Origin of the sequence: Brevibacterium oceani (assembly GCF_017948325.1) — a bacterium.
Classification (GTDB): Bacteria; Actinomycetota; Actinomycetes; order Actinomycetales; family Brevibacteriaceae; genus Brevibacterium; species Brevibacterium oceani.
Map to the genome: position 1 here is coordinate 198,236 of NZ_CP072846.1, position 14,629 is coordinate 212,864.

14 protein-coding genes are annotated in these 14,629 nt (G+C 67.1%); 7 read left to right on the forward strand and 7 right to left on the reverse strand.

Annotated elements, in window-relative coordinates; translation table 11 throughout:
- Positions 1–62: 62 nt before the first annotated feature.
- A complete protein-coding gene (gene ligK, locus J9314_RS00875; protein ID WP_425514191.1) occupies positions 63–746 on the forward strand; it encodes a 4-carboxy-4-hydroxy-2-oxoadipate aldolase/oxaloacetate decarboxylase in 684 nt (227 codons plus the stop codon).
- Positions 747–751: 5 nt separating this feature from the next.
- Here ligK and J9314_RS00880 read toward each other — a convergent pair whose 3' ends face one another.
- Genes J9314_RS00880 through J9314_RS00890 form a run of 3 tightly spaced genes read right to left on the reverse strand, consistent with a single transcriptional unit; the run spans position 752 to position 4,868 of the window.
- Complete coding sequence (locus J9314_RS00880; RefSeq protein ID WP_210604043.1) at positions 752–1,657, reverse strand: diacylglycerol/lipid kinase family protein; 906 nt, start codon at positions 1,655–1,657, stop codon at positions 752–754.
- Positions 1,654–3,306 (reverse strand): FAD-binding oxidoreductase, encoded by a 1,653-nt coding sequence (locus tag J9314_RS00885; RefSeq protein WP_210604044.1) that lies wholly within the window; start codon positions 3,304–3,306, stop codon positions 1,654–1,656. The genes J9314_RS00880 and J9314_RS00885 overlap by 4 nt, the downstream gene beginning before the upstream one ends.
- 5 nt (positions 3,307–3,311) lie before the next feature.
- The gene (locus tag J9314_RS00890; protein ID WP_210604045.1) at positions 3,312–4,868 is read right to left on the reverse strand and encodes a glycerol-3-phosphate dehydrogenase/oxidase; all 1,557 of its coding nucleotides are present in this window, start codon (positions 4,866–4,868) and stop codon (positions 3,312–3,314) included.
- Positions 4,869–4,935: 67 nt separating this feature from the next.
- Here J9314_RS00890 and J9314_RS00895 point away from each other — a divergent pair, with 67 nt between their 5' ends.
- Positions 4,936–5,577 (forward strand): TetR/AcrR family transcriptional regulator, encoded by a 642-nt coding sequence (locus J9314_RS00895; RefSeq protein WP_210604046.1) that lies wholly within the window; start codon positions 4,936–4,938, stop codon positions 5,575–5,577.
- Positions 5,578–5,651: 74 nt separating this feature from the next.
- On the opposite strand, the gene J9314_RS00900 is transcribed toward J9314_RS00895, so the two are convergent.
- The 4 genes from J9314_RS00900 to paaI form a co-directional block, all read right to left on the reverse strand.
- Positions 5,652–7,010 (reverse strand): MFS transporter, encoded by a 1,359-nt coding sequence (locus J9314_RS00900; protein ID WP_210604047.1) that lies wholly within the window; start codon positions 7,008–7,010, stop codon positions 5,652–5,654.
- Positions 7,011–7,047: 37 nt separating this feature from the next.
- Positions 7,048–7,791 carry a TetR/AcrR family transcriptional regulator gene (locus J9314_RS00905; protein ID WP_210604048.1) on the reverse strand — a complete coding sequence of 248 codons (744 nt, stop codon included), beginning with the start codon at positions 7,789–7,791 and terminating at the stop codon, positions 7,048–7,050.
- A gap of 93 nt (positions 7,792–7,884) precedes the next feature.
- Entirely contained in the window at positions 7,885–9,180 is a 1,296-nt protein-coding gene (paaK, locus tag J9314_RS00910; RefSeq protein ID WP_210604049.1) for a phenylacetate--CoA ligase PaaK, read from the reverse strand.
- Positions 9,181–9,282: 102 nt separating this feature from the next.
- Positions 9,283–9,831 carry a hydroxyphenylacetyl-CoA thioesterase PaaI gene (gene paaI / locus J9314_RS00915; protein ID WP_210604050.1) on the reverse strand — a complete coding sequence of 183 codons (549 nt, stop codon included), beginning with the start codon at positions 9,829–9,831 and terminating at the stop codon, positions 9,283–9,285.
- A 600-nt stretch (positions 9,832–10,431) separates the two neighbouring features.
- On the opposite strand from paaI, the gene paaA reads away from it, so the two are divergent.
- Genes paaA through paaE form a run of 5 tightly spaced genes read left to right on the forward strand, consistent with a single transcriptional unit; the run spans position 10,432 to position 14,542 of the window.
- Positions 10,432–11,466 (forward strand): 1,2-phenylacetyl-CoA epoxidase subunit PaaA, encoded by a 1,035-nt coding sequence (paaA, locus tag J9314_RS00920; RefSeq protein ID WP_210604051.1) that lies wholly within the window; start codon positions 10,432–10,434, stop codon positions 11,464–11,466.
- Positions 11,467–11,507: 41 nt separating this feature from the next.
- A complete protein-coding gene (paaB, locus tag J9314_RS00925; RefSeq protein WP_210605470.1) occupies positions 11,508–11,822 on the forward strand; it encodes a 1,2-phenylacetyl-CoA epoxidase subunit PaaB in 315 nt (104 codons plus the stop codon).
- 13 nt (positions 11,823–11,835) lie between these two features.
- Positions 11,836–12,816, forward strand: a complete 981-nt coding sequence (gene paaC, locus J9314_RS00930) for a 1,2-phenylacetyl-CoA epoxidase subunit PaaC (RefSeq protein ID WP_210604052.1) — start codon at positions 11,836–11,838, stop codon at positions 12,814–12,816.
- 5 nt (positions 12,817–12,821) lie between these two features.
- Positions 12,822–13,415 (forward strand): 1,2-phenylacetyl-CoA epoxidase subunit PaaD, encoded by a 594-nt coding sequence (gene paaD, locus J9314_RS00935; protein ID WP_210604053.1) that lies wholly within the window; start codon positions 12,822–12,824, stop codon positions 13,413–13,415.
- Positions 13,415–14,542: a 1,2-phenylacetyl-CoA epoxidase subunit PaaE gene (gene paaE, locus J9314_RS00940; RefSeq protein WP_210604054.1), complete on the forward strand. Its 1,128-nt coding sequence runs from the start codon at positions 13,415–13,417 to the stop codon at positions 14,540–14,542. The genes paaD and paaE overlap by 1 nt, the downstream gene beginning before the upstream one ends.
- Positions 14,543–14,629 lie beyond the last annotated feature (87 nt).

The window sequence follows — 14,629 nt, forward strand, 5'->3', positions numbered from 1 at the left end:
CACAAGGCCCCACCGCCGCATGCAACGAACGCACGAAGCACAAGAGCAGAGGAATGAAAACCATGTATGACCTAGGGATCGTTCATACGTCGATAGAACGTCCTCCAGCAGAGGATATCGCCGAACTCAGGCAGTTCGGAGTCGCCACCATCCATGAGGCAATGGGCCGCGTCGGTCTGATGCGTCCATATCTGCGGCCGATCTATTCCGGTGCTGCTCTGTGCGGCCCGGCCGTGACGGTTCTGCTCCAGCCCGGCGACAATTGGATGCTTCACGTTGCTGCCGAACAGATTCATGAAGGCGACGTTGTGGTGGCGGGTTGCACCACCGAATCAACTGACGGCTTCTTCGGGGATCTGCTCGCTACTTCTATGAAGTCACGCGGGGCAACTGGGCTGGTCATCGACGGTGGGTGCCGCGATACTGATGACCTCGAGAAGATGCAATTCCCGGTGTTCGCGCGTGCCATCAGTGCCAAGGGCACGGTGAAAGCCACACTGGGCTCAGTCAATGTGCCGATTGTATGTGCGAATGCGCTTGTCCACCCTGGAGACGCGATCGTGGCTGACAATGACGGGATCGTCGTTGTACCTCGAGCAAGGCTCCGATCCGTCTTAGCGGCCGCGCGAAAACGGGAAGAAAACGAGAGTGCCAAGCGCGAACAGTTTGCCGCTGGAGTACTAGGTGTGGATCTCTACGGAATGCGACCGGCCCTGGAGCAGGCAGGTCTCAAGTACATCGACTGAATCGACTATTTTGCTTGGTCAGGCACGCGGACGGTGAGCGCTGCCGGGCGGATCCGCACGGTCGCCGGTGTCTGTGCCACCGCATCGCCGTCGGCGACGATCTCCATCGGTTCCGCGGCGGCGATGTGGATCTCGCGGGCCCGGGTGAAGCGGATGTGCGGGTGGAGACGACGTCCGGCTCCGACCATGTAGGCCACGAGTTCTACGGCCAGGAGTGGGATGGCGGCGTCGGTGAAGAGCACCACGTCGATGAGGCCGTCGTCGATCTCGGCCGCAGGCGACAGCTTCAGGCCGCCTCCGTACCGCCCGGAGTTCGCGAATCCGGCGGAGAACCCGCGGAAGTCGATGCGTTCGCCGTCGACGGTGAGCGCCAACTCGATGCGGCGGGCGCGGATGATCGCACGGACCAGTCCGTACAGGTAGACCCAGTGGCCGCGGATCCGCTTGACCGAATCGGCGAAGACCTGGACCTGTGAGTCGAGGCCGAGACTGACGTTGCCGACGCAGACCCGACCGTCGAGGTCGAGGACGTCGATGGTGCGATTGCGTCCGCCGGCGATGAGACCGGCGGCGGCCGAAACATTCTTCGGGATGCCGAGCTTTCCGATGAAGTCGTTGCCGCGACCGCCCGGGACGATACCCAGCGCCGTGTCCGTGCCGACGAGGCCGGCCGCGATGGACCGGACCATGCCGTCCCCGCCGAGGGAGAGGACGATCGGCGCCCCCTGCTCGGCGAATCCTGCGGCGAGCTGCGTCGCGTGTTCCTCGCTCGTGCTCTCGACGAGTTCGGCGGTGAAGCCGTCTGCGGCCAGCACCCTCGTCAGCGGGGCGATCCGCTTCCGGACTGCGCCGTTGCGGGCGGACGGATTGAGGATGACAGGGATGGTCGCTCGTTCGGTCGCCGGACTCACAGTGCCCTCGGTCCGTTCATGAGCTTGCCCGGATTCATGACGCCTGCCGGGTCCACCTCGGCCTTGGCTGCGCGCAGCATCTTCAGCCACAGCTCGCCGGTCTCTTCGGGCAGCCAGGGGGCATGGTCGGCACCGGTGCCGTGATGGTGGGTGATCGTCCCGCCACCTGCGACGATGGCCTCGCTCGCCGCCGTCTTCAACGCCTTCCACTGCGCGAGCTCCGTGCCGATCTCCTGCCGGGCGAAGACCGTGTAGTAGAGCGAGCAGCCCGAGGAGTAGAGGTGAGAGACGTGGCAGAGCACGAAGGCCGGAGTGCCGCGGGCGGCCATTGTCGCCTCGATCCGCGATCCGATCTCTGCATGGAGGTCCTCGATCGAGCTCCACGGGGCGGCCGTCTCCATCGTGTCGACGACGACCCCCTCGGTCAGCAGCTGATCGCGCAGATAGGGAGTCGAGAAGCGGTGCTTCTCCCACTGAGTCTCAGGCGCACCACCGATGGTGACGCCCTTGTGTCGCTTCGCGATCGTGCGTCCTTCGGCTCGGCGTGATCGTGCCTCGGCCTTGAGACCGTCGAAGCGGAGCACCATCAGGCACGGCGTCGTGACGCCGCGCGCCTTGAGATACGCCTGCAGCCCCTTGCGCTGGAGGTCGCTGCCGAGCTGTGCGAGACCGAACGCCGTTTCGTTGATGTCGGAGAGCCGTGCGATGTCGGGGCGCAGTCCGTTCTGCTCCATCTCCCGCAGCGCGGTCGCGCCCGAATGGAAATCCGGGAAGAACCAGGCATCGGGCAGGGTGGCCTCGGGGAGGCGTGTGATGCTCAGGGTGGCCTGCGTGATGATGCCCAGCGTTCCCTCAGAGCCGACGAGGACCTGCCGCGGGTTCGGTCCGGCCGCCGAGGCCGGGGTCGAGCGCAGTTCGATCGGTCCGCTCGGCGTCGAGGCGCGCAGACCGAGCACGTTCGCGTCGATGCGGCCGTACCCGGTGGACTGCTGACCGGCAGAGCGGGTGGCGACCCAACCGCCGACCGTGCTGAATTCGAAGGACTGAGGAAAGTGGCCGAGGGTGAACCCTTCGGCCTGCAGCTTCTCCTCGAGCGCGGGGCCGAAGACCCCGGCTTGGACGGTCGCAGTCAGGGACTCCTCGTCGATGTCGATGACCTCGCCGAGGCGGGCGAGACTGATGCACACGCAGCTGTGGAAGTCCGGCCGGAAGGCCTCGATGCCGCCGACGACGCTCGTGCCACCGCCGAACGGGACGACGGCGATGCGCTCATCGGAGCAGATCCTCAGCAGCTCGTCGACCTCGGTGTCCGAAGCGGGGTAGAGCACCGCGTCGGGCGCGAACGGCAACTTGCCGGTGCGCAGGCGGATGAGGTCGGGGACACTGCGCCCGGCCGCGTGGGAGACGCGAGTGGCATGATCATCGCGGATGTACTCGTCACCCAGCACGGCCTCGAAGCGGGTCCGGGCGCCCGCCGGGAGGGTGGACTCCGGAAGGTCGATGTTCTCGAGGTCGGCGGGTGGGCGGTGGACGCCCTTCGGCCAGCCGCACACCTTCGTGAGCATCTTCTTCGCGCCAGGTTTGACCGGGCCGTCGTGGCCGTCCTCACCCCAGCCCCACCAGCGCATCCGTGGTTGTGTGGTGTCCATGCTGGTCATCCTTCTTCCTTGAGAGTGTCGGTGAGTTCAGGCGCGAGAGCGCGCACCGCCGCGGCGAAATCGTCCCGGTCGGCATCGACGAGACCCCAACGGGTCCGCCGGTCGATGACATCGTCCACGGTGACGGCGAGTTCGTGCTCCACGGCGAAGCGCACCTCGGCGCCGGTGAAGGGGATCCCCTCCGCTGCCTGCCGTCCGAGTGCGGGATCGTCGGCGGCATAGGCGGCGACCACCTCGGCGTCGGTCCCGTAACGGGCGACGAGGCGCTCGGGAGTGCCGGGTGCCGGGGTGCCGATGCCGGTCAGGCCGAGGGAGGCGGTGCGGCACGGGCCGGCCGTGAGCCCGCGCGCCTCGACGGCGGCATCGACCGCGTCTTCGGCCATGCGCCGGTAACCGGTGAGCTTGCCTCCGACGATGGTGAGGGCATCGGTGCGAGGATCCCGGAGCAGCGCATGCTTGCGGGAGAGGTCGGCACTGGACTCGCCCTTGCTTCTGAGCAGCGGCCGGAAGCCGGCGTAGCTGCCGACGACATCCTCGGGGGTCAGCGGGTCCTCCAGTACTGCGTTGACGGTGTCGAGCAGGAACGTGGTCTCATCGTCGTCGGGGCGGGCCCGCTCAGGGATGGGTCCGTAGTGCGGATCGTCGGTGAGTCCGATCATCACGAGGTCGTCGTGCCAGGGCACAGCGAGGACGAAGCGGCCGAAGTGACCGGGCACCGGTGCGGTCACGGCGGCCGTCGGGTTGCCGAGGCGCTCGGCGCGGACGAGCAGATGGGAACCCTTGCTCGGGGCGAGTTCGACGTCGTCGGAAAGGGCGTCGGCCCATACCCCGGCGGCGTTGATGATCTGCTTCGCGCGGATCGTGTGCTTCTGACCGCTGAGCCGGTCGGTGATGTGGACCCGGCCCGGTTCGACCTCGGTGGCGGTGGCGTAGGTGATGATGCGGGCACCGGCGGCGGCCGCCGTGCGAGCGATCGTGAGCACCAGCCGCGCATCGTCGATGAGCTGCCCGTCCCAACTGAGCAGGCCGCCGCGCAGCTTGTTCGTAGTGGTGGCGGGAGCCAAGCGGGCGACGGCCTTCGCGGAGATGCGTCGGGGGTGCGGGAGGACCGACTTCGGGGTGCGTGCCAGCATCCTCAGCACATCACCGGCGACGAAGCCGACCCCGGTCGTCACGGCGTCCCAGCGACTGCGGCCGGCGTGCAGGGGGAAGAGCATCTGGACGGGGCGGATGAGATGCGGGGCGATCTGGGTCATCAGCCGACCGCGTTCGAGTGCGGACCCCCACGCGATGGGGAAGTCGAGCTTCGCGAGGTAGCGCAGCCCGCCATGGGCGAGCTTCGAACTCCAGCTGCTCGTGCCCGAGGCGAGGTCATCGCGTTCGATGAGCACGGTGTTCAGCCCACGGCTCGCCGCGTCGAGTGCCACGCCGACGCCGGTGAACCCGCCGCCGATGACGGCGATGTCGACGGACTCGTCCGTGGCTGCGTCGGCGAGGTCCTGTGTGCGCCGTGCCGCATTGAGCGCGGCATCCCCTGCGGGAGTAGAAGTCATACTCGACCTTTCTGGTACTAGGTCGTGCCAGTTTGCAATCGAGTGTGGATGTTGTCAAGATCACAGTGTGAGTGAAGTCGGACGTCCCTATGCCGGTGCCAGTCGCGAACAGCGCCAAAGAGCCCGCCGTGAGCAGGTCATCGCCGCCGGGACCTCGCTGTTCGGCACGGAGGGCTACCGGGCCGCCACAGTCGGAGGCATCTGCCAGGCGGCCGGACTGAACAAGCGCTACTTCTACGAATCATTCAGCACGCTGGAGGACCTGCTCTGCGCGGTCTACGAACGCGTGGTCGCCGATCTTCGGGCCGCAGTGCTCGCCGCCGACGGCGAGACCGCGCCCGAGGTGCTGCGAGGCTTCATCTCGGCCTTCCTCGCCTGGGCGCAGAGTCATCCGGTCGAGGCGAAGGTCCACCTCTTCGAAGTCCTCGGGGTGAGTCCACGTGTCGACGAGCTCTATCGTCGGCACGCGCGCTCGATCGGTGACGAGCTCGTCGACCGACTGGCCGCGTCGGTCTCCGGCCCGGAGCTGACCGGGGAACGGGTGCGCATCCTCGGTGATGTGCTCGTCGGTGCGGGGCTCCAGCTCGTCGTCGACTGGGTCATCAGCGGTTATCAGCCCCCGCGCGAAGAGTTTCTGACCGAGATGGACGAGACGCTGAACTGGATCGCGGTCGCCGGGATGTCGGCGCTCGGGTTCGGCCTCGGGTGAGTTCGGTTGCAGTTGGGAATGCGGTTCCGGATCTTTGCCGTGACCGGCGAGGTCAGCAGGATAGCCGTGCGGCGTCAGCCTCGTCGATCGTCGTCCGCGCTGAGTACAGGATTGCGGATGCCCGCCAGCGAGACCAACCCGCCGACGATGAGGAAGATCGCGACGACGACGGCTGCGCGGTGGAAGCCGTCGAGGTCGATCGTTCCGCCGACGATGAGGCCGACCAGGGCGACGGTGATGAGGCCGGCGACGCGGGAGATCGCATTGTTCACGGCGCTGGCGATTCCGCTGCGTTCTTCGGGGACCGCGCCGAGGACGGTCGACGTCAGCGGTGATACGGTTGCGGCCAGCCCGAGACCGAAGACGATCATCGCCGGCAGCACCTGCCACCAGTAGTCGAAGTCCTCGCTGACAAGCAGGAGCATGAGCGATCCGAGACCCATGAGGATCGGGCCCAGGGCCATGAACGCGCGCGGCCCCCTGCGCCCGGCCAGTCGTCCGCTGGCGGTGCTGAAGAGGATCATCATGATCGTCGTCGGCAGGCTGGCCAGTCCGGCGGCCGTCGCCGTGAGCCCCGCCTCCTGCTGCAGGTAGATGGCGACGACGAAGCCGTTGAGTGAGAGGGCTCCGTACATGAGCGTGGTGGTGATGTTGCCGACCCAGAAGTTCCGTTCCCGGAACAGGTCGAGTGGGAGGATCGGATCGCTCACTCTCCGCTGGCGCAGCAGGAAGAGGAGGAAGAGGACGGCCCCGCCGAGGAGGGTGACGAGAATGATCGGGTCGCCCCATCCCAGCCGAGGTTCTTCGATGAGGGCGAAGACCAGTCCGCCGAGCCCGAGGATCGACAGGAGTGCTCCCGCGACGTCGATGCGGGCGTCCGGACTGTGCGGCGGATCCGGCACTCGACGCAGCAGGATGAGCGTCAGGGCGATCGGGATGACGTTGATGAGGAAGGCGAAACGCCAGCTCGCGAAGTCGACGAGCACGCCGCCGATGAGCGGACCGACGACCATGGCCCCGGTGGTCAGGCCCGTCCAGGTGCCGATGGCCCTGGTGCGTGCGACCCCGGAGTAGTGGGCACTGATGAGCGCCAGCGAACTGGGGACGAGGAAGGCGCCGGCAGCTCCCTGCAGCATGCGGGCGACGATGAGGATGAGCGGATCGGGTGTGAGGGTGATGATCACCGAGGCGACGCCGAATCCGATGAGTCCGATCGTCATCACCCGGCTGCGCCCAAAGGCGTCGCTGATCGAACCGGCGACGAGCATGATGGCACTGAGCGTGATGAAGTAGCCGTCGACCACCCACTGCTGGGTGAGCAGACCGCCGCCGAGTTCGCGGTCGATCGCGGGCAGGGCGACGTTGACGATCGTGCCGTCGAGGAATGCCACGAACGAGGCGAGGACGGCGATCCACAGGATGCGCGATTTCACCCTGACAGACTACGGCCTGTGGGGCGATTCGGGATGGTCACTGCGCCGGTGATGCCCCGGCATCTGCCTCGAGCCCGTGGAAGGCCATCGTGGTGACCGCCTCGGCGATGACGCCGGGGGCGACGGGATAGCTCGGGCGGTACCACTCGGTGATCGAGTTGACCATGCCGAAGAGCAGGCGGGTGACCAGGCCCGGGGTGAAGTCCGCGCGCAGGCCGCCCTCGGCGATGGCCGCCTCGACGAGGGCGCGGATCTTCGCGTCGATGCGGCGCCGGGCCTCAATGGCCTCCCGCTCGACGGCCGAGTTCCCGCGCACCCGCAGCAGTAGGGTCACCGAATGGTGGTACTCGATGAGGATGACGACGCTGGCGTGCACGGCCAGGCGCAGGCGCTCGAGCGCACCCATCCCCGAACGCTGACTCTCGATCTCGACCGCCGAGTCGAGGGCGTCGATGCCGCGGTTGATCGCCAACCGCAGCAGCTCCTCCTTCGACTTCACATGGTGGTAGATCGCGGACTTCGTGATGCCCAGTTCGCGGGCGACAGTGTCCATCGAGGTGCCGTCGTAGCCGCGCGCGACGAACACCTCGGTCGCCTTGTTGATGAGCGTCTCCCGGTCGTAGCCGGGACGCCCGCGTCGGGAGCGCTTGGGGGCGGCCGCCTCGGCGGGGGAGGGCGACGCACCGGCCGCAGGCGATGCACCACCGACCGTCGACGGATTCGCCGCTGTCGGCGGAGTCGATGCTGGTGGGGTCGGCTCGGGGGTGGACGATTCGGGCATGCGCATCAGTCTAATCGGCCACCTCGGCGAGCGCCGTGACGCGGGTCACGGCAGCGTCCCGACGCTCAACCTCGGCGATCATTCCGACCGACCTCAGCGCACGCCTTCGCGGCGGTCGATGATGCGCTTCATCTTGCCGACCGAGCGCGGCAGGTCACCGGGCAGCTTGATGTCGATGGTGCAGGAGACGCCGAGGCGCTCCTTGATCCGGGCGGCCACGAGCTTGTCGAGGCCCTCGATCTCAACGGCGCCGACGCCTTCGCGGGCCTCGACCTCGACGGTCATCTCATCCATCCGACCCGGGCGGGTGAGGACGAGCTGGAAGTGCGGGCTCAGGGGTGCGAACTCGAAGAGCACGGTCTCGACGTTCGCGGGGTAGACGTTGACACCGCGGATGATCATGAGGTCATCGGAGCGGCCGGTGATGCGCGAGATGCGGCGGAAGTTCGGGCGTGCGGTGCCCGGCAGCAGCGTCGCCAGATCGTGCGTGCGGTAGCGGATGATCGGCAGCGCTTCCTTGGTCAGCGAGGTGAAGACGAGTTCGCCCTCCTCGCCGTCGGGCAGCACCTCACCGGTGAACGGGTCGACGATCTCGGGGTAGAAGTGGTCCTCCCAGATCGTCGGGCCGTCCTTCGTCACCGCGGATTCGCAGGCCACGCCGGGCCCCATGACCTCGGAGAGGCCGTAGATGTCAACGGCGTTGATGTTGAAGGACTGCTCGATCTCCTTGCGCATCTCATCCGTCCACGGCTCGGCACCGCAGATCGCGGTTTTCAGGCTCGTGGTCGTGGGGTCGATGCCCTGCTTGTGGAACTCGTCGAGGATCGTGAGCAGGTACGTCGGGGTCGCCGTGATGATATCGGGCTTGAAGTCCTGGATCAGCTGCACCTGGCGCGGGGTCTGACCGCCGGAGATCGGTACAACGGTGAAGCCGTGACGTTCGGCGCCGTGGACGCCGAGTCCGCCGGTGAACAGGCCGTACCCGTACGCGTTGTGCATCATCTGCCCGCGCTTGCCGCCGGCACCGAGGATGGACCGCGCGATGAGGCTGCCCCACCGATCGAGGTCCCCCGTCGTATAGCCGACGACGGTCGGCAGACCGGTCGTACCGGAGGAGGCGTGGATGCGCGCGACCTGTTCCTGCGGGACCGCGAAGAGCCCGAATGGATAGTTGTCGCGCAGATCCTGTTTGTTCGTGAACGGCAGCTTCGCGATGTCATCAAGACTCGTGATGTCGGCCGGGGTGACGCCGAGTTCGTCGAAGGCCTTCCGATAGAAGGGCACCTTCTCGTACACGGAGGTCACCGTGGTCTTGAGGTTCTTCAGCTGGTCCGCGCGCAGCTCGTCCAGGCTCATCCGTTCGCCGGCATCGAGGTCGGTGTCAGTCATTGTCGTCTCCTTGCGCAATTCTGTTGTGGTGCAAAACTGTGGGCGCCGAGGTGGGGCGTCGAAACCGAGGGATCACCGGGTGCGGTGCCCCCTCGGTTGGAATCAGGGGGTGGGCGGCGTTGTGGGATCGGGCACGCCCGGGGCGGCCTGCACCTCGGCGTTGGTGGATGGTGTCGGCTTCGCCTTCGACGCCGACTTTGGAGCCTTAGAGGCCGGCTTTGGGGCCGGCAGGGTGCGGGAGCGGCCGCGGTAGGTCGCGATGATCTCATCGCCGCGGTTGACGGTGACGTCGTAGATGCCCGAGCGCCCCTGCCTGATGACCTCGTGCCCGCGGGCGACGAGTTCGTCGCCGAGGTGGGTGGGCTTGAGGAAGTCGATGTCTCCGCCCGAGGCGACTGTGATCGAGCCCGGGTAGTTGCAGGCCATGGCGAAGGTCGTGTCGGCGAAGAGGAAGATGTAGCCGCCGTGGGTGATGTCGTGGCCGTTGGTCATGATCTCGGTGACGGTCATCGAGCACTGCGCCCAACCAGGGCCGTGGTCATCGACGGTGATGCCCAGATGCTGGGAGGCGCGGTCATTGGCGAACATCGCGGCCGCGCCGGTGGGCTCCTCGCCCGCAGGCGTCGCATTCTCTTGGCCGGTGTGTTCCATAGGGCGGCTCCTCCTCGAGTCACTGAGCGTGATGGACGCCGCAAAGCGTCGGTTCACCTGATTAAACGACCATCTGGTCAATAAATATCGTTGTGATCGACGTCTCTGTCAAGTTCCGGCGAGCCTGGCTCCGGCAATCCCGCACGCATCGTCAAGCGAGCATCATCGCGCGCACGCATCGTCGGGTCGGAGTGAGGTGGTGTGGTCCGGGGCGCCGAGACCACGGTGCAGCGCCGAGACCACGGGCGTGCACAGTGGTCTCGGTGTTCCACCGTTGTGTCGGCGAGAAAGCGGTGGGGGAGTGTGGTGTTCGCGCGGCATTGGGTCTCGGGGTGGGTGTGCCGAGTCGCGATTCTTTGGTCGATCCGCCGCGTTCTGGACCGCTCAGACCGCGGTGGATCGACCAAACACGTCGCTTTCCAGCCGCGGCATTGCACCCGGGGCGGGGGTGTGCGACACTGGTGGCAACAATACAGAACAAATGGTCAGTAAATGGATGCCGCGGGACGAAGCGTCGACGATGGTTCGACCCGCACACGGAGTCGGCAGCCGCTGACCGTGCCAGGTCCTGACAAGGGCACATCCAAGGGTGGAGTGGTCATGACAACTCAGATGAACGACAGCCGCTTTGACGAAGCGCAGCTGCAGGAGCAGTTCGACGCGACGATCGAGGCGAAGGATCGAATCGAACCCCGGGACTGGATGCCCGAGGCCTACCGCAAGACTCTCATCAGGCAGGTCGCGCAGCACGCGCACTCGGAGATCATCGGCATGCAGCCCGAAGGCAACTGGATCTCCCGCGCTCCGTCGCTGCGGCGCAAAGCGATCCTGCTGGCCAAGGTCCAGGACGAAGCCGGCCACGGCCTCTACCTCTACTCTGCGACCGAGACGCTCGGTGCCACCCGCAATGAACTCACCGAGAAGCTCGTCGCCGGCAAGCAGAAGTACTCCTCGATCTTCAACTACCCGACCCTGTCCTATACGGATGTGGGCACGATCGGCTGGCTCGTCGACGGTGCCGCGATCTGCAACCAGGTGCCGCTGTGCCGGACCTCGTTCGGCCCCTACGGTCGCGCGATGATCCGCATCTGCAAGGAGGAGTCCTTCCACCAGCGGCAGGGCTACGAACTGCTCATGACGATGATGCGCGGCACCGAGGCTCAGCGCGAGATGGTCCAGGAATCGGTCAACCGCTTCTGGTGGCCGTCGCTGATGATGTTCGGACCACCCGACGACAACTCCCCGAACACCGAGCAGTCGATGGCCTGGGGCATCAAGACCCACACGAATGACGAGCTGCGCCAGAAGTTCGTCGACATGTCCGTCCCGCAGGCCGAGGCGCTCGGTGTGACCTTCCCCGACGAGAACCTCAAGTGGAACGAAGAACGCGGCCACTACGACTTCTCGACTCCGAACTGGGACGAGTTCTGGGACGTCGTCAAGGGCAACGGACCCTGCAACAAGCAGCGCGTCGCCCACCGCAAGCGCGCATGGGACGAAGGCGCGTGGGTGCGCGAAGCCGCGCTCGCCTTCGCTGAGAACCAGACCGCCGAGGCGGCCGCCCCCACCGACGACACCGCCCCCACCGCATCGAACGCGAACGATTCCACCCCCGCCGAGGAGGCAGCGAAATGACCGAGAGCAACCCGGGCCCCACCTCGGCGAACGGAACAGAGATGAACGCGAGTGCCGCCTCGGCGAACGCGACCCGCGGCGAATGGCCGCTGTACGAGGTCTTCGTGCGCGGCAAGCGCGGACTCAACCATGTCCACGTCGGATCCCTGCACGCCGCAGATGATCAGATGGCCCTTCATCATGCCCGCGACGTCTACACCCGACGCAACGAAGGCGTGAGCATCTGGGTCGTCCGCGCCGCCGACATCACGGCCTCGAGCCCGGACGAGAAGGACCCGATGTTCGCCCCCAGCGGCGACAAGGTCTACCGCCACCCGACCTTCTACGACATCCCCGCCGATGTCCCCCACATGTGAGGAGGGGCGAGAAATGACTGCAGCGAACGATCCCACCGTCAACGTCGAACACGACGAGGCGGGCACCAACGTCGAGCACGACGAGCACGACAACGCCTACTCGGGTCTGCTCGTCAACGACGCCCACTGGGCCTTCGGCACCGACTTCGAAGACCCGCTGGCCGGTGTCGACACGACCGTGCCCGAGGGGGTCGAGGCGAGCGACCTCGGCGCGTACTGCCTCATGCTCGGCGATGACGCGCTCGTGTTCAGCCAGCGGATCTCCGAATGGTGCTCGAACGCACCGGACCTCGAAGAGGACATCGCGTTGGCGAACATCGCCCTCGACCTCCTCGGACAGTCGAGGCTCCTGCTCGCCCGCGCCGCAGCCGCCGATCCGGCCCTCGTGCCCGAGCTGCCCGAGAGCTCACCGGTACCGGACGAGGACCGGCTCGCGTTCTTCCGCAACGACCTCGCGTTCCGCAACGTCCGCCTGGCCGAGGTCCCCAACGGCGACTTCGCCGAGGCGGTCGCGAAGATCCTCATCTACTCCACCTGGCGCCTGTCGATCTTCGAACGCCTGACGACCAGCCGCGACTCCGTGCTCGCCGCAATCGCTGCGAAGGGCGTCAAGGAGATGTCCTACCACCGCGACTTCGCCGGCCGCTGGGTCGTCACGCTGGCCCTCGGCACCGAGGAATCCAGGTCCCGCCTGGTCACGGCTCTCGATGGCCTGTGGCCGCTGTGGACCGAACTCTTCGACACCCACCCTGTCGAAGCCGCCGTGGCCGAAGCCGGAATCGGCATCGACCCCGCCGAGGTGGCCGACGAGGCCTCGGTCATCCTCGACCAGGTGTTCGCCGCCGCCGGCCTCGACCGCCCCGAGGCCGGCTCGCTCGCCGGGGTCGGCGTGCACGGCCAGAAGGGCCGCGACGGGATGCACACCGAGGCGCTGTCGAAGATGCTCGCCGAGATGCAGGTCGTCGCCCGCGAACACCCGGAGGGACAGTGGTGACCGCGATGCTCAGTACCCACACCTTCACCGAGGCGGACCTCGCCGGGGCGACCGAAGCTCAGCGGACGACCGCCGGCGGTACCGCGACGACCGGATCCGCCGCCGACTCGATCGACCGCGCCTGGGCTGCCGCCGAACGCGTCACCGACCCGGAGATGCCGATGCTCACGCTGCTCGACCTCGGCGTGCTCCGCGACGTGCAGGTCGAAGACGGTCACGTCGTCACCACCATCACCCCCACCTATTCGGGGTGCCCGGCGATGGCGACGATGCGCGATGACCTGCAGCGCGAACTGCAGGACGCAGGATTCCCCGACGCCGAGGTGCGCGTGTCCCTGACCCCGGCCTGGACGAGCGACTGGATCACCGAACGCGGGAAGAAGGCGCTCAAGGACGCCGGCATCTCCCCACCCGGAACCGCGCCCCGCCGCGACGGCCCCGTGGCACTGACCCTCATGCCCACCCGCCGCGCCGTGACCTGCGTGCTCTGCGGCTCGGACGATGTGCGCCTGTCCTCCGAATTCGGACCCACCGCCTGCAAGGCGATGTACCAGTGCCTCGACTGCCTCGAACCCTTCGACCACGTGAAGGAGATCTGATGACCCAGACGATCGACCAGACCGCCGAGGCGGCCACCTCCCAGCCCGTCTCCTCGAATTCGGAGTCGTCCTCCCGATCGCGCTTCTACCCGCTGACCGTGAAGTCCGTCGACCACCTCACCGAGGATTCGGCGGCAGTGACGTTCGACGTGCCGACTGAGTATGCCGAACTCTTCGACTTCGCCGCCGGACAGTCGCTGACCCTGCGTCGCGTCATCGACGGCGCCGAGCACCGCCGCACCTACTCGATCTGCGCTCCGGCCGGAGCCGATCCGCGCATCGGTGTGCGCGAAGTCCCCGAAGGCCTGTTCTCCCTGTGGCTGGTCAACGAGGTCCGCCCCGGTGACGTCATCGAGGTGCAGCCGCCCTCGGGCAGCTTCCGCGCCGACCCCGACCAGGGCGGACGCCACCTGTGCATCGCCGCGGGCTCGGGCATCACCCCGATGCTCTCGATCGCGTCGACCGTATTGAGCAACCCGGACGCCTCTGTCACCCTGCTCTACGGCAACCGGAAGACGAACACCGTGATGTTCGCCGAGGAGCTCGCCGACCTCAAGGACGCCCGCAACCAGCAGCTCGACCTCGTCCACGTGCTCTCCCGCGAACCGCGCGAGGTCGAACTCTTCTCCGGCCGCCTCGACGAGGACAAGCTGCGCGAACTGCTGACCGCCATCGTCCCGATCGGCAGCATGGACCACGTGTGGCTGTGCGGACCCTTCGGGATGCTGGGTGATGCCCGGACAGTCCTCGCCGAATTCGGCGTGCCCAAGGAGCGCATTCACTTCGAACTCTTCTACGTCGACGAACCGCCGCCGGAAGTCGTCCACGCGGACAAGGTCGTCGAGGGCGCCACCAGCGACGTCACGGTCGTGCTCGACGGGCGCAGGACCACCTCGGCGATGTCGCAGGGCAAGACGATCCTCGATTCCGCCCAGGAATCCCGGTCGGATCTGCCGTTCGCCTGCAAGGGCGGCGTGTGCGGAACCTGCCGCGCGAAGATCTGCGGCGGCGAGGTCAACATGGTCCGCAACTACGCCCTCGAAGACGCCGAGGTGGAGGCGAACTTCGTCCTCACCTGCCAGACGTTCCCCGTCAGCGACGAGGTCACGGTCGACTTCGACTCGTGAAACACCCCGCCGAGGTGGGGCACCCGCGCCGCGCCGCGACCCGTCGTACTCGCTAGGGTGGGAACCATCGACGTCGAACCGCACCGG